Genomic DNA, 20,285 nt, shown 5'->3' on the forward strand with positions numbered 1-20,285 from the left:
ATGAAAACAATCATTCAAGTAGTACAACACTTAAAACCGGGTGGAATTGAAGTAATGGCTCTTGAATTAATGCGATTTTCTAATTATAAAAAATGTATGAAAATAATTAGCTTAGAAGGTAATAAATCGAAAGCAATTAAAGCATGGCCTCGTCTTAATACATTACAAAATAAACTAATTTTTCTCAATAAATCTGAAGGTTTTTCACTGTCTTTGATACGTCGATTAAACAAACTATTTGTTGAACTAAGCGCAGATATTATACACACTCACCACATTGGCCCATATTTCTATGCAGGTATAGCTTCACGTTTAGCTGGGGCATCACTCATCCATACTGAACATGATGCATGGCATTACAGCGACAAGCGACATCAATTATTACACAAAGTCATCAGCATGATTACAACACCTAAATTAGTTGCAGACGCAGATATCGTTGCTAACGCAGTAAATGCCATGTCTGGAACGTCTAATATTCAAGTGATTAAAAACGGTGTAGACATCGACTTGTATTCACCTGGTGATAAAAACAAAGCTCGCGACTGTCTAAACTTACCACAGGATATGAAACTCATTGGTACAAGCGGTCGTTTAGAAGACGTTAAAGGCCATCGCATATTAATTGAAGCCATGATGTACTTACCATTAAGTACCTACCTTGCTATCGCAGGAATAGGCTCACTTGAAAATAAATTACGCGAACTAGCTAGTAATCTCAACGTAGCTGAACGTGTTCGTTTTTTAGGCTATATTGATAACATGCCTCGCTTCTACCAAGCGCTCGATCTATTTTGCTTACCATCCTTCAATGAAGGCTACCCACTTGCACCTCTTGAAGCACAAGCGTGTGGTATCCCTACCGCCGTTACCAACGTTGGTGGCGCCACAGAAACACTGTGCCCACGGACAGGCGTCGTGTTAAAAGCAGGTGATGCTGAAAATATGGCAACAAAGATTTCACTTCTATTTAATCAATGCTTGGCTATAAGCCCACGTCAATTTGTTACTTCAATGGCTGACATTCGCACAATGGCGAGTGCTTACGATGCCCTGGTAGAGGGGTAAAACATGGAGAATCCCTTAATTTTTTGGTTTATAGCCATCAGTACTTTATTGGTAATTTACCATCACCTTGGCTACCCCCTATTGCTGAAGATACTAGTGTACTGTTTTTTTTCAACACATGAAGGGTTAATACCTCCTATTCGTGGCTACAGAAACACAAAAGCAGATAATATTCTACCTACCATTGCCATACTGATGCCAGCTTATAACGAGGCGCAATGGATAGCAGATAAAATACGTAATCTCGCTAGCGTGGATTACCCAAACAACAAATTACGTGTAATCGTCGTCTGTGATGGCTGTTCAGATGATACAGCACAAATCACAAGACAAACAGGCAAAGAAGATGCTTGTAAACATCTTGACATAACCGTCGTTGAATACGCCATTAATGAAGGCAAAGTATCCATTATTAATAAGTCTATGTCTTTAGTACACGAAGATATTGTCGCCATGAGTGACATATCATCTCTCATTTCAATTGATGCACTTTTAATTGCATCCAAACACTTCGAAAATCTGAGCGTAGGCGTGGTAAACAGCTGCTATCACTTGTTATCACCTACCAACGGCGAAAAAAAATACTGGGACTACCAAAATACACTGCAACACCGGGAAGCCAAAATGGGAGCAACATTAGGAGCGCATGGAGCTCTGTATTTAATACGACGCCGTCTTTTCGCACCACTGGCTGCAGATACCATCAATGATGATTTCGTGCTGCCAATGAGCATTATGGTTCAGGGTTATCGCGTCAATAGTGATGACACAATTAATGCAATAGAACTAGAACCCACGAATGCTAACCAAGATTTTAATCGCCGCATCCGCATCGGTGCAGGCAATTATCAACAACTGATCCGTTTGACGGCACTACTAAACCCAAAATACGGAGGCGTGGCATTCACATTTGCATCAGGTAAAGCACTTCGCGTTGTAATGCCATTTTTCATGCTGATTGCTTTAGGGGGATGGATGTGGTTGGCACAATATCATATATTATTCGCCATTGGCACAGCAGTTCAATTGTTTATTTATGCAGTTGTTGCCGCAATTACCATGCTAAACGTAGCGCCGAAGAACACCTTAATCGTAACTCTTTGTTACTTAGTTTCCGGTCATGCCGCCAATATGATTGGGACTCTTAAATACATTGTCAGTCCTAAATCCTGGCGTTAGCAATATTTTTGCTCAACTGTATAGACTCTATTGAGAAATAAACAATGAATATACAAATTTTACAACCCAACACTCATAGTAATATTAATCCAACAACAGCTAAAGCTAAACGTACTTTTGACATTATACTAACCCTTATTGGGCTTGGGCTAACACTTCCTATTTTTCCACTGGTAGCCATTGTAATCAAACTTGATAGCCCAGGCTCTATTTTCTTCTACCAAATACGCATTGGTCGATTAACGCCAAAAATAAGCACCATTTTCCGCATCATAAAATTTCGCACTATGTGCACGAATGCTGAAAGTAAAACTGGAGCGACATGGGCGACTGACCGAGACTCACGCATTACTCGTGTCGGCCACTTCCTTCGTAAAACCCGCTTGGATGAACTACCACAATTTTTCAATGTGCTGCGTGGAGACATGTCTTTAATTGGTCCTCGTCCTGAACGGCCAGGTTTCTATCAAAAACTAGAAAACGAAATTCCTTATTTTGCTGACCGCACATATTTTGTTACGCCTGGAATCACTGGCCTTGCACAAATAAATCAGGGCTACGATACCTGCATTGAAGATGTTCGTTCTAAAGTCAGTTATGATCACTCTTATGCACTGTCCCTATCATCCACCAAAGCCTGGCTTCAGATGGATTGTTATATCATATTCAAAACCATGTTGGTGATGCTGACAGGAAGTGGACAGTAACCGTATAAAGCATGCTATTTGCTCCATAAGGTTGGAATACAACTATAATCTTTCAAGCTCTACACATCCATGAAACTGCGGTGTAGTACGACCTTAAAGACTATGAGCTGTCAGCTTATTTAACTTTTTTTCATGGCATAAGTTTCGCTAATCTCAGCATTATGATCTCCTAAGCTCAATTTGCCTCCAAGTAAATTTTTGACTAGAGCCATTGCCGTCTCGAAAAGAGAACGTTTATGGTAACCATATTTCATTTTTTGATGCTGATTTGAACCGTGTCATTTCTGGCAACTGACCGCTAAATAATACAGATGACCTCATTCCCAAAAAATTTTCCCTTTTTTGGGTGGCATGAGTAGAACCGCTCGTTTAATACGAACGGTTTCGTAACATTATCAGGTGTCGTGAGCACCATCAGCTAATATTTCATTCATTTTTAAGCTGGTTTGTTTGAGTAAGCTAGATAGCACTTCACCGTAAATTTTTAGCCCGTAGAATCAATAGTTAAGTATTGATGCTTTCTTTATTTTTTGTGTGGAACGTGACGTTAACTATTTTAGCTTGTTTGCTAATGCATGAATAGCGAGAGCATGAGAATGGAGTTGAATAAATGTGAAAACAGAATTAATGAATTCTTGCAGACCTCTTAATAACATTGAAAATGCGCATGTAATCATGAGGGCCGTCGTAATGGCTAAGCCACTAAACAAACGCACTCTTCCATAATTATTTTGTTTAATTTGATTATGCCGTTTCCAGTGGTTTTTTTGTAGCAAAATTATTCATAGACCTGAATATTTAAGTGAACCTAACTGTTTACAATCAATTGAAAATTTAGTTCTCTTATTGAAAGAATTAAGGCTTATTACCATAAACATTCCCTAGCAGAGACAGCAATAGCTTCAGTCAAAAAACTCAGGTTCGTGAAACCTACACAATGATAAAAGCATTAAATAAGCTGATAAGACTAGGCATATCTAACACGAAAACAATTATCTAATAGTTAGTCATGTTGAAATCTACTATCTAAACTCGAATTAGGAAACAAATCTATATTATCTTCAAATTGCAGTCAAATGGTTGAATACATTACCGTATAGAGACTACAGAATCTTTATATCCATTTTATTTGCCGTTACCTCATTAATGAATTCCCTAAATTAACCATTTAGATGCGAATGTCCAAACTTATGTAAACTCCACCATTTCCACTTTGCTCTTACTTTACTTTACCGTTAGGCACAGCCTTTTTATGGGCGGTTCAAATTATTGAGATCCACAAGCAGCCATGCCACCGGCAAGCATTGTAGTGACGTTCTCAATTGCTACCTGTCTGAACTAAGAGACGTTTGATTAGAAGAATTTAAGCTAATTATTTTAGATATTTAAAAGTTATCGGACGAGCTTACTTCAGTGCATGACCCATGGAAAAACAGATATCGTATAACAATCAATCAAATTGAGCAACTTTGGTTTCGGCTGTAAATTATTGAGGTAAACAATAGGTCTCAACAGTCTTGCAACCTATTATGCATTTTTTTAAAAGCATTCCTTCATTTGAAAACGATCAGAATTACTGTAATTCAGAACGTTTAAGTCAGTATTATTTAGTCTGAGATGATTAAATTTCACCTAGTTTGCCACAAAAACGGTAGCCTTCACCATGGATAGTTGCAATGATTTCTGGCGTATCGCCACAAGATTCAAAGTGTTTACGGATACGACGAATCGTTACGTCAACTGTGCGGTCATGTGACTTCAAATCACGACCAGTCATTTTTTGAAATAAATTAGTGCGAGTTTGAATTTTGCCAGGGTTTTCACAAAAATGCAGCAGCACACGAAACTCAGATCGTGGAAGTTTGAATTGCTCTTTGCCTGGGCTAATCAAGGAACGACTGTTTATATCCAGTACCCAACCATTGAATACATAGCGCTCCACTGAAAATTTGTTTTTTGGCGACACACCTTGACTCATCGCACGGGTTAATAAGTTACGCGCACGAATAGTCAGTTCACGCGGGTTAAATGGTTTTGTGATGTAATCGTCAGCACCAATTTCCAATCCTAAGATCTTGTCTACTTCGCTATCACGACCAGTCAGAAACATTAAAGCCATATCACCTTGTTTACGTAATTCACGTGCTAATAGTAAGCCGTTTTTACCCGGAAGATTAATGTCCATGATCACCAAGTTTACTTGATTATTCAAAAGTACTTGGTGCATTTCCTCGCCATCATTGGCTTCCAGCACAATGTAACCTTCCGCTTCAAAAATGTTTTTCAGCACGCTACGAGTTACGTGTTCGTCTTCTACAATCAAAATGTGAGGATTTTGCATTGACGTCACCTAATTTCTTTAAAAAATTTGGTATTTACAATCACAGAACAGGTCAGGTCTATGAAAAAAATTACAGACAGAAAGTAAATCAAAAATTTATTTGAACTCTTGAAGTATACTCCTCTGATACAAACGCCATCCTTGATAAAAGGTTTTCACATAAGCCAAAGTTTACGCTGCATGCTATTGGTTAAATTATTTTAGTCAATACATCCTACGAATGATGTTAATCATATTTATTTAGCAGCATACTAACAATAATTAGTAAGTAACTAATGTTACTTTTTTAATTTTTATTGAAATACATTAATATCAGCTAAAATAGTCTGACATTCGGTAATTTCATAAAATATTATACTCAATTAATTTGAAAATGTAGATTTGCACACCCTAAAACGTGTTCTTTATACGGGACGTCAAAAAACTATAATTTCTGAAAAGTCATTTTGCAAAATCGAATATGAATGCTGCATCTTTAACAAAGTTACTGCGGTGAAGCTCCACATCCTCATAAATTATACTGGACTGAGGAATGACTAGATAACTTTTTCAGTGTGCTAAAAAATGGACAATAGTTATATAATTTATAGTTGCATACTCGAATTTTTTTGCCTGAATCAGGGAACAAAGCCCCCATCTCACCGAGGAAAGAAATAACTTTTGAAAATGAAGTATAGTTACCATAAATATTCCTTATAAAAGACTGCAATGCTTCGAGTCAAAAAGCTCCTCGGAGGAACATTCAGCTTAAGAGATCGCAGTACTCAGGTTAACGCAACTTAAGCTATAATAAAAGTGTTAAATAGGCTAGCCAGGTTAGGTATGCCTACAAAGAAAATAATCGTGTAATAGTGCATCATTCTGGAGTCTACTATCTGAGCTCGAATTAGGAAACAAAGCCCCCTGTAATAAAGAATTTAAATCTAAGTCAATAAACGTTAATCCATGCTTAAAAAATGTAGAGCACTTTTTCGGGAGGACAGCACATTGCAGCTTTTCCGTTCGTAACAACACTTAGACGTTCAAGTAATTTTGAATTATCAGTGATTGTTTGAAGCAATTATTTGTCAGCTACGAGGGCATCATCTAACTTCAAGTTTTTATATAACTCACCATTCGTTCGCATCATTTTTCGTGGTACATCATAATTTCACGTTCCGGGCCGAGAAGAAAACGTTTCTGCTACAGGAGGGTTATTTAAATAAACAATAATATTTAATTCTATGCTGCGTATGGTCAATAAGCCTAAAATTTTTTACTTTTTGAATAATGTGGGTTGTAATAAATAGTAATTGACATAAATATTTTTGTAGATTTCTGTTGATATATACCTAATCAATTTGATGCAGTCTGAAGCATCTGAAACTTCTGATTAATCACCTTCTATTGCCGTACCATCGAATGAAAACTTGAACTATACGGTGAAAAATTTTATTTACTAATTCAAGTGCAGATAGTAAACTTAAACGTAATAAACTATTAAACGATAGCTTTCATTATAGGCATACCTAGCCCGGTCAGCTTATGTAAAATTTTTATCATGCCATAATTTATCAATACAGGTATTATAATCCCTTAGGCTCCATGTTCCTCCGAGAAGTTTTTGGACTCGAAACATTGCAATTTTTAATAAAAATGTTTTTAGTAACCATACTTCAGTCCCCCAAAATTATTCATTTTTTAGTGGGATAGGCTGTGATTCCTGAGGCAGAAAACTAAATGATTAATCTACGTTCTAAACATCTAGGTTCACTTAAATGTTCAGGCTTATGAATAAGCTTCGTTACAAAAAACTAACTGGAAGGAGTATAATAAAGCTTTAATCAATCGTGCCTATGGAATAAAACTAAATAAAGTAATTGTGAAAGATTTCATTTGTTTTGTGACTGAATCATTCATATAGTTATTCATAGTAAAATAAGCAATTTTAGTGCCATCCAGCAGATGTTAAAATTCATTATTTTTGTTTGTAAATTTGCTCAACTGCCATTATCATTTTCTTGCTATCCATGCATTAGTAAGCGAGTCAAAATGATTAACATCGAATTCAAGATGATGACTCAAAAAATTATCCAGCACTTAACCATTGATTTTACGGAACTAACAGTTCTACAATGCAGGCAAAATAGCTTCTGCATTAATCCATAGTATTCGTGAGCTACGCTTAATTATTATAAATATAACCTATCTTTAATAGGTTATATTTCGGCTCAAAAACTACTCTGAGAAGAATTAAGCCTAAAAAATTTCAATGCCCAGATTAAAAAAGTCTACGCAATAATAAAAGTGTAAAATAAACTGATAGAACCAAGAATACCTAAAACTCAAACAATCATCAAATCGTCAATCATTTTAGCATATGCTATCTGAACTTGCATTAAAAAACGAATCCTTATTTCAATAATAATTGATTGCATAGAAAAACTAGAAATTCAATACAACAGTTGTCCCATAGGAATAATGATACATTAATAAATGCAATTTTGGTGGAAATAGATTGGTAAGAGGAGGATGCACCCAATTATAATTGAGCGACAAAAAAATATTAAGTATGAATATTTTTGGGGATAGGAAGAATTTTTACTTGTTTAATCATGTTTTCAGCAACACCTATAATTTTCATTTGGTGACCTTCTACCTCAATGCTGACTTCGCAGTTTGGAATGTCTTCAAGATGCTCCAGAATCAGCCCGTTTAAAGTACGGGGACCATCTGTTGGTAACGTCCAATTTAAACTTTTATTCAAATCCCGGATGTTTACACTACCGTCCACTATATAGCTACCATCTGGTAGAGTGATAATTTCTTTAGCTAGACTCGGCGACAATGATGTAGTAAACTCACCGATGATTTCTTCTAGTATATCTTCTAATGTTACCAAACCAATTATGTCACCATATTCATCCACAATAAGACCAATACGTTCTTTGTTACGTTGAAATTTAAGTATTTGTACATTAAGTGGTGTTCCTTCTGGAATGTAATAAACTTCATCAGCTGCACGTAACAAATGCTTTTTATTAAATTCATTCGCAACCATCATACGATAGGCTTCTCTTACACGTAGCATCCCTACTACTTCATCAATGTTATCGCGATAAAGTGCCATGCGACCATGTGGAGCATGGGTCAGTTGGCGCATGATCGCTTTCCAATCATCATTGATATTAATGCCTGTAATCTCATTACGCGGCACCATGATGTCATTAACAGTTATTTTCTCAAGTTCAAGGATAGAAATCAACATATCTTGGTGTCGGCGAGGAATCAAACTGCCAGCTTCATTTACCACTGTTCGTAATTCTTCTGAACTGAGGTGGTTTTTTCCATCGTGGATGGCTGTAATGCCAACCAAACGGAGAAAACCATTTGTTATCCCATTTATTAACCACACTAATGGATAAAGTAGCATCATTAAAATATTAAGAAGTATGCTACTCGTATACGAAACACGCTCTGGATAAATCGCTGCTAACGTCTTGGGGATGACCTCTGCAAACACAAGAATGATTAAAGTGAGACCACCTGTTGCAATTGCCATACCAGCATCGCCATATAAACGCATACCTAAGATGGTGGCAATTGAAGAGGCCAATATATTAACGAGGTTATTCCCAATTAAAATAAGGCCAATCAATCTATCTGGACGATTTAATAATTTCTCCACACGCCTAGCACCTTTGTGACCTTGATTTGCAAGGTGTCTCAGTCGGTAACAGTTTAACGCCATCATCCCAGTTTCAGAACCGGAAAAGTAAGCTGAAATGACGATGAGCAATACCAATAGGGACACGAGCGTTCCCGTCGATATGTCGTCCAAACTATAATTTCCTTCTTATTATGTTCAACTCTCATTAAGAGCAAAAATTATACAGACTATCACGTTCAAAGATAATGATTCATTCTGGCAGTCACGGGAGCAATTATCATTTTTACGCACAAAGCGACTGCCAAAGTAGACAAACATAAACGATCATGCATCGATAATGCTGTTCCAAAGAACGCATCTACCTCACCATCCTGACTGGTAATGTCCCCCACAGTAATGCTGTTATAAACACCTCATACCATAACTGACAAAACGGTTTTATATTTTTTACATTGGCTATTATATCGTTTACGAATACGGTATCGATCACTAACGTCAACGTAAGTAATACCTCACCAGTAAGAATGGTTGTTGAACAATTAATTGTTCAACAACCATTCAAGGGGGTAAATTTTGATTCATGACGAGTTTTTTTAATTGATGGTCAAGCCATACCAATCGGGTAAAAAATAATGTTGCAATCATTAATGTGGCATAAAACAATGAAACTGAAAATATATGAATGAAGACCTGCGGGTTGGCTACAAAATATGTAACGAATATACCAAATATTTTTGCTGCTGCTGTGAAAGTTATTGCTGAAAAGCTATATACAATGGGTGACAATACCAACATCCGTATTCTGGACATTAATTCAGTAGTTACTGCTGCAATGATGAAGCTAATGAACGAAGCTACATGTAAAATACGGAGGTTTTGCCCGCTTACTGGAAAAATTAAATCAATGAGCAAATAGACATGAAACCCCAGTGCACCGCATGCACTAAAAAAAATGAACCTAGCAGGAATATTGTTAGAGCCAAACAAATCAGGGATAATCTGTGAAAACACTGCAAAATAAAGCAGGGAAGCAGTAATAACAATTAGAATATACATGAATTTTTCAGCATTATTTACTTAAAAATTAAAACATCGAGTATACTTGTCCAGACTCAGAATCATTATTGAAGGCGTTTAATCTTGCGGACATGCCCTTACGCAAGTCAATATTTTCCTCACTCTGCAGGCAACTAACTCCTACGGTACTTGATGTATTAGCAACATGTGCATAACGTATTATATCAGCTGAACTGAGTAAATGTGCATTGAAGATAAAAGAAGTACTCACAATTATTTTTTTTATTTTATAAGTATGGCGAAGGATAGATCGTCAGTATCACTGCTAACGAAGATGATAATATTACTGTCGATCATCTATTCAATCATTGATTATAACTTAAAAGTAATACTTTCGTGCAAATGTATGCAACTTTGTTCCCTTAACTAAGAAACTCAATTATTAATCTATGCTTTAAACAGTTAGGTTCACTTAAGTACTCAAGTAATATAAGCGAGCTTTGCCACAAAATAACTAACTGGAAACAGGGTAATCATGAGGGACATCGTTTATTTAGCTATTTGACCATTGCGAAGGCCCTCATGGTTAAATGTATATTTTCAATGCCATTGTCATGCCCTCACGATTCATACATGAGCAAACGAGCCAAAACAGTTAACGCCACACTCAAAACCAAGAATAAAAGCAGCATCCAGTACTTGCCATTAATTCCACGAGGCTTGAAGTCTACGGTGAAGACGAATGATAAGTAAAAAAGCATGGCACTAATGGGAAACGATACATCTGGTGCAAGTTGCATTTAACGATACATATAAATATGCATGAAATCATTGCCGCTGAGTTAAGTGCATCAAATGTGACGGGTGGTGTAGTGTTACCTCATTTACTCAAACAGATCCACCGCAGAATTAATTCAACATCAGGCCATAGTGCTTACGACACCATTCGTGTTAAACGATCGGTTCCACTCGTCCCACAAAAAGAGGAGTAATTTTTAAAAATATGGTTTTCCGCGTAATTTAATGCTCGGTTATCAGCAGTTATACGTTTCAAATAAGCATTGAAAAACAAGATGTAATTATAATAATTATTGCCTATCAGAGCAGATAATATTTCGAGCCAAGAAACCACTTGAAGGTACATTGAGCTTAAGGGATCATAATACTCAGATTAGCGAAATCTACGTCATGGCAAGAGCGTTCCACACGTTGACAGGGCTAAGTATACCCAAAACGAAAGCAATTCTTTAGTTATGCACTATGTAAATATTTGCTATCTGAACTCAAATGAGGAAATAAAATCATTAACTGAATATAAATTACTATCTACAACCTGATTCTGAATAATTAAAAAATAAAGAACTTTCAGCAATTACGAATATATTAGTGGAGGCATCATATAAGTAGAGTGATAATACGTTATAATTATAATTATAATTATAATTTTATGTTTATTGCCACTTAATCTGCAGATTTTAGAGTTGTGGCACCATCACGTAGGGAGCAACTATGACATGTTTGATAATTTAACAAACCGTTTATCACGCCTGCTGAAAAATATCAGTGGTCGGGGCCGTCTTACAGAAGAGAATATTGCAGACACGTTACGTGAAGTACGTATGGCATTACTGGAAGCCGATGTTGCACTTCCTGTTGTGCGAGAATTCATTAAGCGTGTAAAAAAAAATGCAGTGGGCATTGAAATATCAAAAAATATGACTCCTGGCCAAACATTCATCACAATTATTCGATCTGAACTTGTCCGTGTAATGGGGGAGTCTAACACAGAATTAGATCTTGCTGCGCAACCACCTGCGGTTATTTTAATGGCTGGTTTGCAAGGTGCGGGCAAAACAACTAGTGTTGGTAAACTAGGTAGGATGCTTAAAGAGCGTCAAAAAAAGAAAGTATTGGTTGTGTCTGCTGACATTTACCGCCCTGCGGCAATTAAACAATTGGAAACACTCGCATCAGAAGTCGGTATTCACTTCTTTCCATCTAGCACTGCTCAGAAGCCACTTGATATTGTAAAAAATGCATTGGCACACGGAAAGCTAAAATTTTATGATGTAGTTATCGTGGATACTGCAGGTCGCCTGCATGTCGATGAAGTAATGATGAACGAGATTAAAAATTTTCATGCAGCAATCAATCCAGTTGAAACCCTGTTTGTTGTAGATTCAATGACTGGTCAAGATGCTGCCAACACAGCAAAAGCATTCAATGATGTTCTGCCACTCACTGGTATAATCCTAACCAAGGTTGACGGTGATGCACGTGGTGGTAGTGCACTGTCAATTCGTTATATAACAGGCAAGCCCATTAAATTTTTTGGAGTGGGTGAAAAAACAGATGCATTAGAACCATTTCATCCGGAGAGGATTGCGAGCCGAATTCTTGGAATGGGTGATGTACTGTCACTTATTGAAAATCTTGAACGTAATGTAGATAAATATAAAGCAGAACAATTGACGAAAAAATTTAAAGAAAAAAAAGGCTTTAACTTGCAAGATTTTCGAGACCAACTTCAACAGATGAAGAACATGGGCGGCATGATGAATGTGCTTGACAAGCTGCCTGATATTTCTAACCTTTCTAAAAATATAAAAGATCAACTTGATGATAGAATGCTTGTTCAGATGGAAGCTATTATTGACTCAATGACTGCTAAAGAACGTTCTCATCCTGAGCTCATTAAAAGTTCGCGTAAAAAACGTATTGCTGCAGGTTCTGGTACACAAGTTCAAGATGTAAACCGTTTACTTAAAAAATTCGCCCAAATACAAAAAATAATGCAAAAAATGCAAAAAAGTGGCTTGAAGACAATGATGCGTAATATGCGTAGTATAAGCAATAGAGGTACTTTGTTTCCCCGTTAATGAATCTACACTAACGGGTAAGAGAGGCTTAATTATTCTAATTAGAATTCAGATAATAAATTTCACCATGATTAACTAGGAGAGAACTTCATTTTATAATACGAAGTATTTTATGGTTTGAGCTAAAAATTTATTTGGAAGGATATTGAACCTAAGAGGTCATAATATTCAAATTAACAAAATTTACATCATTATTTAATCATTAATTATATTAAAATTTACTATCTAAACTTAAATTTAAAAATAAAGCACATATATCTAAGAGTATTAAAGTCCTTAATTTTTAATAAATTAAATTATTTTTATGTTACTCATGCAAATATTACTTTAACTTATATTGTTCATGAAAAAAATAAATAATAAGATTTATGAATAATCTAATATTAATTATAATTATACTTAATTATCTACTTTACCATACGTATATCCTGCAGTTAAATAATAATCGTTAGCTTTTACGTAACATAAATTTTACACTATACACCAGAGTGAAAAATAGTTCACCTTATGGCTTATAATATAAATAAAACTGTAACAAATGTTAAAAACATTCTTTCAAAAACTCTATAACTTAGCTTACTAACAATAAAAAATAAAATAACTTATCACAATGAAATATTTTGAAAAGATATTACTACATTATATAGTTATTATGTAAAAAACATTATGTTCCTAATGTTTTTTACATAAAATATAAATTCAAACTATTCTATTATACGTTATAATTGAATAATATATACGCTCTTTATATAATTTTAATAAAGTCCTAATTTAAGAAACACTAACTAGTTTTACAACATACATTCACTATTTTTTTAAGTCCACTAAAACCCCTTGGGTGTTGTATGATTAAGTCTCACGGGTAATTAGTACAGGTTAGCTCAATACTTCGCAGCACTTACACACCCTGCCTATCAACGTCGTAGTCTTCAACAACCCTTTAGAGACCTTTAAGGTCTAGGAATGACTCATCTTGAGGCTCGCTTCGCGCTTAGATGCTTTCAGCGCTTATCAATTCCGAACTTAGCTACCAGGCAATGCCACTGGCGTGACAACCCGAACACCAGAGGTTCGTCCACTCCGGTCCTCTCGTACTAGGAGCAGCTCCTCTCAATCATTCAACGCCCACGACAGATAGGGACCGAACTGTCTCACGACGTTCTAAACCCAGCTCGCGTACCACTTTAAATGGCGAACAGCCATACCCTTGGGACCAGCTTCAGCCCCAGGATGTGATGAGCCGACATCGAGGTGCCAAACACCGCCGTCGATATGAACTCTTGGGCGGTATTAGCCTGTTATCCCCGGAGTACCTTTTATCCGTTGAGCGATGGCCCTTCCATTCAGAACCACCGGATCACTATGACCTGCTTTCGCACCTGCTCGAATTGTCATTCTCGCAGTCAAGCGGGCTTATGCCATTGCACTAACCTCACGATGTCCGACCGTGATTAGCCCACCTTCGTACTCCTCCGTTACTCTTTAGGAGGAGACCGCCCCAGTCAAACTACCCACCAGACACTGTCCGCAACCCCGATAAGGGGTCAACGTTAGAACATTAAACATACAAGGGTGGTATTTCAACAGTGCCTCCACACCATCTAACGACAATGCTTCAAAGGCTCCCACCTATCCTACACATATAGGGTCAATATTCAGTGCCAAGCTATAGTAAAGGTTCACGGGGTCTTTCCGTCTAGCCGCGGGTACACAGCATCTTCACTGCGATTTCAATTTCACTAAGTCTCGGGTGGAGACAGTGTGGCCATCATTACGCCATTCGTGCAGGTCGGAACTTACCCGACAAGGAATTTCGCTACCTTAGGACCGTTATAGTTACGGCCGCCGTTTACCGGGGCTTCGATCAAGAGCTTCTCCGAAGATAACCCCATTAATTAACCTTCCGGCACCGGGCAGGCGTCACACCGTATACGTCATCTTTCGATTTTGCACAGTGCTGTGTTTTTAGTAAACAGTTGCAGCCACCTGGTATCTTCGACTTCCGTCAGCTCTGTTCGCAAGAAACGTTACCAACAGAAGCGTACCTTCTCCCGAAGTTACGGTACCATTTTGCCTAGTTCCTTCACCCGAGTTCTCTTAAGCGCCTTAGTATTCTCTACCTAACCACCTGTGTCGGTTTGGGGTACGATTTCTTATAACCTGAAGCTTAGAGGCTTTTCCAGGAAGCATGGCATCAATGACTTCACCACCTTAATGGTTCGATATCGTGCCTCAGTGTTAAAAGTATCTCGGATTTGCCTAAGACACCCACCTACACACTTAAACTTGGACAACCAACGCCAAGCTCACCTAGCCTTCTCCGTCCCCCCCATCGCAGTTATAAGTAGTACGGGAATATTAACCCGTTTCCCATCGACTACGCTTATCAGCCTCGCCTTAGGGGTCGACTTACCCTGCCCCGATTAACGTCGGACAGGAACCCTTGGTTTTCCGGCGAGGGAGTTTTTCACTCCCTTTATCGTTACTTATGTCAGCATTCGCACTTCTGATACCTCCAGAAATCCTTACAGATCACCTTCAACGGCTTACAGAACGCTCCCCTACCCAATATACCTAAGCATATTGCCGCAGCTTCGGTGCATTACTTAGCCCCGTTACATCTTCCGCGCAGGCCGACTCAACCAGTGAGCTATTACGCTTTCTTTAAATGATGGCTGCTTCTAAGCCAACATCCTGGCTGTCTAAGCCTTCCCACATCGTTTCCCACTTAGTAATAACTTAGGGACCTTAGCTGGCGGTCTGGGTTGTTTCCCTTTCCACGACGGACGTTAGCACCCGCCGTGTGTCTCCCGGATAGTACTTACTGGTATTCGGAGTTTGCAAAGGTTTGATAAGTCGGGATGACCCCCTAGCCCTAACAGTGCTCTACCCCCAGTAGTATTCGTCCGAGGCTCTACCTAAATAGATTTCGGGGAGAACCAGCTATCTCCGAGTTTGATTGGCCTTTCACCCCTAGCCACAAGTCATCCGCTAATTTTTCAACATTAGTCGGTTCGGTCCTCCAGTTGATGTTACTCAATCTTCAACCTGCCCATGGCTAGATCACTCGGTTTCGGGTCTACTCCTAGCAACTATAACGCCCAGTTAAGACTCGGTTTCCCTACGGCTCCCCTATATGGTTAACCTTGCTACTAAAAGTAAGTCGCTGACCCATTATACAAAAGGTACGCAGTCACCCATAAAAGGGCTCCTACTGCTTGTACGTATACGGTTTCAGGTTCTATTTCACTCCCCTCACAGGGGTTCTTTTCGCCTTTCCCTCACGGTACTAGTTCACTATCGGTCAGTCAGGAGTATTTAGCCTTAGAGGATGGTCCCCCCATGTTCAAACAGGATATCACGTGTCCCGTTTTACTCGTTTTCACAGTAAAGGCATCGTCGTGTACGGGGCTATCACCTTGTATCGCTAGCCTTTCCAGGCTATTCCACTAATGCTTAAACTACTTAAGGGCTAGTCCGGGGTCGCTCGCCGCTACTGCCGGAATCTCAATTGATTTCTTTTCCTTCGGGTACTTAGATGTTTCAGTTCCCCGAGTTTGCTTCATGCCGCTATGTATTCACGCCATGATACGTACTTATGCACGTGGGTTTCCCCATTCGGAAATCGTAGACTCAAATGGTTACAACTACCTTATCTACGCTTATCGCAAGTAATTACGTCCTTCATCGCCTCTGACTGCCAAGGCATCCACCATATACGCTTAGTCACTTAACCATACAACCCCAAGAGGTCTCTCGTATGAATAAACAACCAAAGTGTTCTCATTAAAGAACAAACTCATAATAATGAGTTGTTTTTCGCTGAACTCAAATATATTCATCTTTCGATGAAACTGAAAACATATGAATGTATTTTGTGTTAACTTATTATTAATATGTTAAGAATTTTTATTTCTTTACATTCCGAGTAAAAAAGTAAGAAATAAATCTACTAGTCAGCTTTCCAAATTATTAAAGAACATTTTTAAAAAATAGTATTTTATACATAAATTAATCATGCACTACTTATTAAAGTTTATTACAATTTCACTACTTAAACCTATACAATTTGTGTGGACACTTGCATTAATAATATCGTTAAGGAGGTGATCCAGCCCCAGGTTCCCCTAGGGCTACCTTGTTACGACTTCACCCCAGTCATGAACCACACCGTGGTAAACGCCCTCCCGAAGGTTAAGCTATCTACTTCTGGTGCAGCCCACTCCCATGGTGTGACGGGCGGTGTGTACAAGGCCCGGGAACGTATTCACCGTGGCATTCTGATCCACGATTACTAGCGATTCCGACTTCACGGAGTCGAGTTGCAGACTCCGATCCGGACTACGACATACTTTTTGAGATTCGCTCCACATCGCTGCCTTGCTACTCTCTGTATATGCCATTGTAGCACGTGTGTAGCCCTACTCGTAAGGGCCATGATGACTTGACGTCGTCCCCACCTTCCTCCGGTTTATCACCGGCAGTCTCCCTGAAGTTCCCGACATAACTCACTGGCAAACAAGGATAAGGGTTGCGCTCGTTGCGGGACTTAACCCAACATTTCACAACACGAGCTGACGACAGCCATGCAGCACCTGTCTCACAGTTCCCGAAGGCAAACTAAAATTTCTTTTAGTTACTGTGGATGTCAAAAGTAGGTAAGGTTCTTCGCGTTGCATCGAATTAAACCACATGCTCCACCGCTTGTGCGGGCCCCCGTCAATTCATTTGAGTTTTAATCTTGCGACCGTACTCCCCAGGCGGTCTACTTAACACGTTAGCTCCGAAAGCCACAGTTCAAGACTACAACCTCCAAGTAGACATCGTTTACAGCGTGGACTACCAGGGTATCTAATCCTGTTTGCTCCCCACGCTTTCGCATCTGAGCGTCAGTTTTTGTCCAGAGGGCCGCCTTCGCCACTGGTATTCCTTCAGATCTCTACGCATTTCACCGCTACACCTGAAATTCTACCCACCTCTACAAAACTCTAGTTTGCCAGTTCAAAATGCAGTTCCCAGGTTAAGCCCAGGGCTTTCACATCTTGCTTAACAAACCGCCTGCATGCGCTTTACGCCCAGTAATTCCGATTAATGCTCGGACCCTCCGTATTACCGCGGCTGCTGGCACGGAGTTAGCCGGTCCTTCTTCTGCAGCTAACGTCAAATAATATAAGTATTAATTATATTATCTTCCTCACTGCTGAAAGTGCTTTACAACCCGAAGGCCTTCTTCACACACGCGGCATGGCTGCATCAGGCTTGCGCCCATTGTGCAATATTCCCCACTGCTGCCTCCCGTAGGAGTCTGGACCGTGTCTCAGTTCCAGTGTGGCTGATCATCCTCTCAGACCAGCTAGAGATCGTAACCTTCGTGAGCCATTACCTCACCAATTAGCTAATCTCAACTGGGCCTATCCTGACGCAAGAAGTTTAATAAGCCTCCTCTTTGGTCCGAAGACTTTATGCGGTATTAGCAGTCGTTTCCAACTGTTATCCCCCACATCAGGGCAAGTTCCCAGCCATTACTCACCCGTTCGCTGCTCGTCATCTTCAAGAGCAAGCTCTTAAAATGTTACCGCTCAACTTGCATGTGTTAGGCCTGCCGCCAGCATTCAATCTGAGCCATGATCAAACTCTTCAATTATAATTTTTATTACTAATAAGTAACAAATAATTAATGACTACTGATTATCTTTACCCTAAGGTAAATTTATATTGACTTTATTGATAAATCATCTCAAAAGAAATTTATTATCTTGGGTCACTCAGTACACTATATATATATATTAAGTACGAGTGCCCACACAAATTGCATAGATTAAATTATTAAAGAACAGTAATACATGATTATAAAAAATAATTGCTTCAATACTTCCTTCTTAGTTAAGTAAGTACGCATTTTATACTGCTGTACAATGAAGTCAAGAAAATTTTTTATTATTTAAAAATTTCACAACTTTTTACTTGCAACATAATAATGATTTCTTAAAATCAAGTTGTCATTATATGGATTCAAACATATACGTCAAGCAATATTTGAAATTATTTTAACGTTGTTTTCCATATTAAACGTATTGTAAAATTTTTTATTTCTGTGGAGTCATTACGTGTATCTGATAGATAGGTTCCTATCCATACCAGAATTTACACCATTTTTATTTTACTAAGCATTCAAACAGTACAACCCAAATACCTTACTTGATTAATACACCCACTACGATGCCCGTAAACACCAATATACCTACATAGTTATTATTCAAGAACGCTTTCAAACACGCATCACGATCTCGGTCTCGTGCTAGCCATTGTTGATAAACAAACAATACTGATGTTGCCAACAAAAACGAATAATACAATGTCGATAATTGCATTAAATGCCCGATAAACACCAATACAAGCACTGTAAGTAATTGTAATACACCTATGGCGACCTTATCGTATTTACCAAACAAAATGGCTGAAGATTTAATACCTATTTTTATGTCATCATCACGATCAACCATAGCATACAAAGTGTCATACGTCAGAGTCCATAGGACATTCGCGAGAAACAGCATCCAAGCAACAGGCGGGAGTTCTCCTGCTTGTGCAGCAAAACCCATGGGTATCGCCCAGCCAAACGACATGCCCAACACTAACTGAGGCATGTGAGTAAAACGTTTCATAAAAGGGTAAACAGAAGCAAGCAATAAAGCAACAACTGATAATTGTATTGTTAGCGCATCTAAAGTTAACACCAGAATAAAAGCGCCAAGTACTAAAAAAATAAACAAGGCCAACGCTTCTTTAGGTGTAATCAAACCAGATGGTAATGGACGCGTTTTCGTTCGTTTTACATGACCATCTAAATTGCGGTCTGCAAGATCATTGATGACGCAACCTGCAGCTCGCATCATCACAACACCAAAAATAAATACCACCAGCACTTTCAGGTCAGGCATACCATCAGCAGCGAGAAATAACGCCCACATTGTAGGCCAAAGCAACAAGAAACTACCAATGGGCCGATCCATTCTGGTGAGCCGCCAATATGCCTTAGCTTTAACCACATCCATTTCATCGCTCTCCTGATACATTTAAGCGTAAGGTACAAATAATTTAGACACCTACATAGGGTCATTATTCACCCATAGATAAGAGCTACGCAGCAATAGGACTTCTCCATAGTTGTCAACCATAACCACTTCGATAACATCCTGACGCACATTAGCTCAAGGAAACACATGTGGTACCAATGACACTTCACCTAGTTGCGCAATCACTTCTTTTTGTTTTGTTAGTGTCGACACCTACACCAAGGTTCGTGCGCATAATCAAGGAACATTGTTGCCTAAAACAAGCTTTGTTCTCTTATCCAAGTTCAGACGGCAGATCCCGAAATACTTCACTATTAGATGAGCGCTTGCGTTTTAGGTATACTGAGCCCAGTCATCTTATTGAACATT

General features: G+C 38.6%; 9 protein-coding genes, 2 rRNA genes and 2 pseudogenes. 6 read left to right on the forward strand and 7 right to left on the reverse strand.

The genetic code is table 11. The features are described 5' to 3' along the window. Genes BTN50_RS03950 through BTN50_RS03960 form a run of 3 tightly spaced genes read left to right on the forward strand, consistent with a single transcriptional unit; the run spans position 1 to position 2,954 of the window. On the forward strand, positions 1 to 1,068 hold the full coding sequence (locus tag BTN50_RS03950; protein WP_161492943.1) for a glycosyltransferase: 1,068 nt from the start codon (positions 1 to 3) through the stop codon (positions 1,066 to 1,068). 3 nt (positions 1,069 to 1,071) lie between these two features. Continuing rightward, positions 1,072 to 2,247, forward strand: a complete 1,176-nt coding sequence (locus BTN50_RS03955; protein ID WP_096619101.1) for a glycosyltransferase family 2 protein — start codon at positions 1,072 to 1,074, stop codon at positions 2,245 to 2,247. Positions 2,248 to 2,291: 44 nt separating this feature from the next. Further along, a complete protein-coding gene (locus tag BTN50_RS03960; RefSeq protein WP_096619102.1) occupies positions 2,292 to 2,954 on the forward strand; it encodes a sugar transferase in 663 nt (220 codons plus the stop codon). 93 nt (positions 2,955 to 3,047) lie between these two features. On the opposite strand, the pseudogene BTN50_RS11025 reads toward BTN50_RS03960, so the two are convergent. From BTN50_RS11025 to BTN50_RS03980, 4 genes and pseudogenes are all read right to left on the reverse strand, one after another. Further along, positions 3,048 to 3,712 (reverse strand): annotated as a pseudogene (locus tag BTN50_RS11025) (transposase); the annotation flags it as partial. Positions 3,713 to 4,575: 863 nt separating this feature from the next. Continuing rightward, the gene (gene arcA / locus BTN50_RS03970; protein ID WP_096619104.1) at positions 4,576 to 5,295 is read right to left on the reverse strand and encodes a two-component system response regulator ArcA; all 720 of its coding nucleotides are present in this window, start codon (positions 5,293 to 5,295) and stop codon (positions 4,576 to 4,578) included. 2,545 nt (positions 5,296 to 7,840) lie between these two features. Further along, entirely contained in the window at positions 7,841 to 9,115 is a 1,275-nt protein-coding gene (locus BTN50_RS03975) for an HlyC/CorC family transporter (protein ID WP_096619105.1), read from the reverse strand. Between the two features lie 387 nt (positions 9,116 to 9,502). Further along, the gene (locus BTN50_RS03980) at positions 9,503 to 10,000 is read right to left on the reverse strand and encodes a hypothetical protein (RefSeq protein WP_235610956.1); all 498 of its coding nucleotides are present in this window, start codon (positions 9,998 to 10,000) and stop codon (positions 9,503 to 9,505) included. 543 nt (positions 10,001 to 10,543) lie between these two features. Between BTN50_RS03980 and BTN50_RS12185 the strand changes: the two genes are divergently transcribed. The 3 genes and pseudogenes from BTN50_RS12185 to ffh all read left to right on the forward strand — a co-directional run bounded on the left by BTN50_RS12185 (position 10,544) and on the right by ffh (position 12,840). Next, positions 10,544 to 10,714: a hypothetical protein gene (locus BTN50_RS12185; RefSeq protein ID WP_394336740.1), complete on the forward strand. Its 171-nt coding sequence runs from the start codon at positions 10,544 to 10,546 to the stop codon at positions 10,712 to 10,714. An 11-nt stretch (positions 10,715 to 10,725) separates the two neighbouring features. After that, positions 10,726 to 10,953: pseudogene (locus BTN50_RS12190) on the forward strand (IS5/IS1182 family transposase); the annotation flags it as partial. 522 nt (positions 10,954 to 11,475) lie between these two features. Then, positions 11,476 to 12,840 (forward strand): signal recognition particle protein, encoded by a 1,365-nt coding sequence (gene ffh, locus BTN50_RS03990; RefSeq protein WP_096619106.1) that lies wholly within the window; start codon positions 11,476 to 11,478, stop codon positions 12,838 to 12,840. 845 nt (positions 12,841 to 13,685) lie between these two features. Here the strand turns inward: ffh and BTN50_RS03995 are convergent. The 3 genes from BTN50_RS03995 to ubiA all read right to left on the reverse strand — a co-directional run bounded on the left by BTN50_RS03995 (position 13,686) and on the right by ubiA (position 19,895). Next, positions 13,686 to 16,576: ribosomal RNA gene (locus BTN50_RS03995) — 23S ribosomal RNA — on the reverse strand. 363 nt (positions 16,577 to 16,939) lie between these two features. After that, positions 16,940 to 18,484 (reverse strand): 16S ribosomal RNA (locus BTN50_RS04000). The 16S and 23S rRNA genes sit together here, the layout of an rRNA operon. 550 nt (positions 18,485 to 19,034) lie before the next feature. Beyond that, a complete protein-coding gene (ubiA, locus tag BTN50_RS04005) occupies positions 19,035 to 19,895 on the reverse strand; it encodes a 4-hydroxybenzoate octaprenyltransferase (protein WP_096619107.1) in 861 nt (286 codons plus the stop codon). Positions 19,896 to 20,285 lie beyond the last annotated feature (390 nt).

Source organism: Candidatus Enterovibrio altilux (assembly GCF_002381345.1).
GTDB lineage: Bacteria > Pseudomonadota > Gammaproteobacteria > Enterobacterales > Vibrionaceae > Enterovibrio > Enterovibrio altilux.

Bases quoted from the DNA above. Each gene is read 5' to 3' on its own strand.
- BTN50_RS03950 (WP_161492943.1), top strand. From the start codon at position 1: ATGAAAACAATCATTCAAGTAGTACAACACTTAAAACCGGGTGGAATT.
- ubiA (WP_096619107.1), bottom strand. From the start codon at position 19,895: ATGGATGTGGTTAAAGCTAAGGCATATTGGCGGCTCACCAGAATGGAT.
- ffh (WP_096619106.1), top strand. From the start codon at position 11,476: ATGTTTGATAATTTAACAAACCGTTTATCACGCCTGCTGAAAAATATC.
- BTN50_RS03980 (WP_235610956.1), bottom strand. From the start codon at position 10,000: ATGTATATTCTAATTGTTATTACTGCTTCCCTGCTTTATTTTGCAGTG.
- BTN50_RS12185 (WP_394336740.1), top strand. From the start codon at position 10,544: ATGGTTAAATGTATATTTTCAATGCCATTGTCATGCCCTCACGATTCA.
- BTN50_RS03960 (WP_096619102.1), top strand. From the start codon at position 2,292: ATGAATATACAAATTTTACAACCCAACACTCATAGTAATATTAATCCA.
- BTN50_RS03955 (WP_096619101.1), top strand. From the start codon at position 1,072: ATGGAGAATCCCTTAATTTTTTGGTTTATAGCCATCAGTACTTTATTG.
- arcA (WP_096619104.1), bottom strand. From the start codon at position 5,295: ATGCAAAATCCTCACATTTTGATTGTAGAAGACGAACACGTAACTCGT.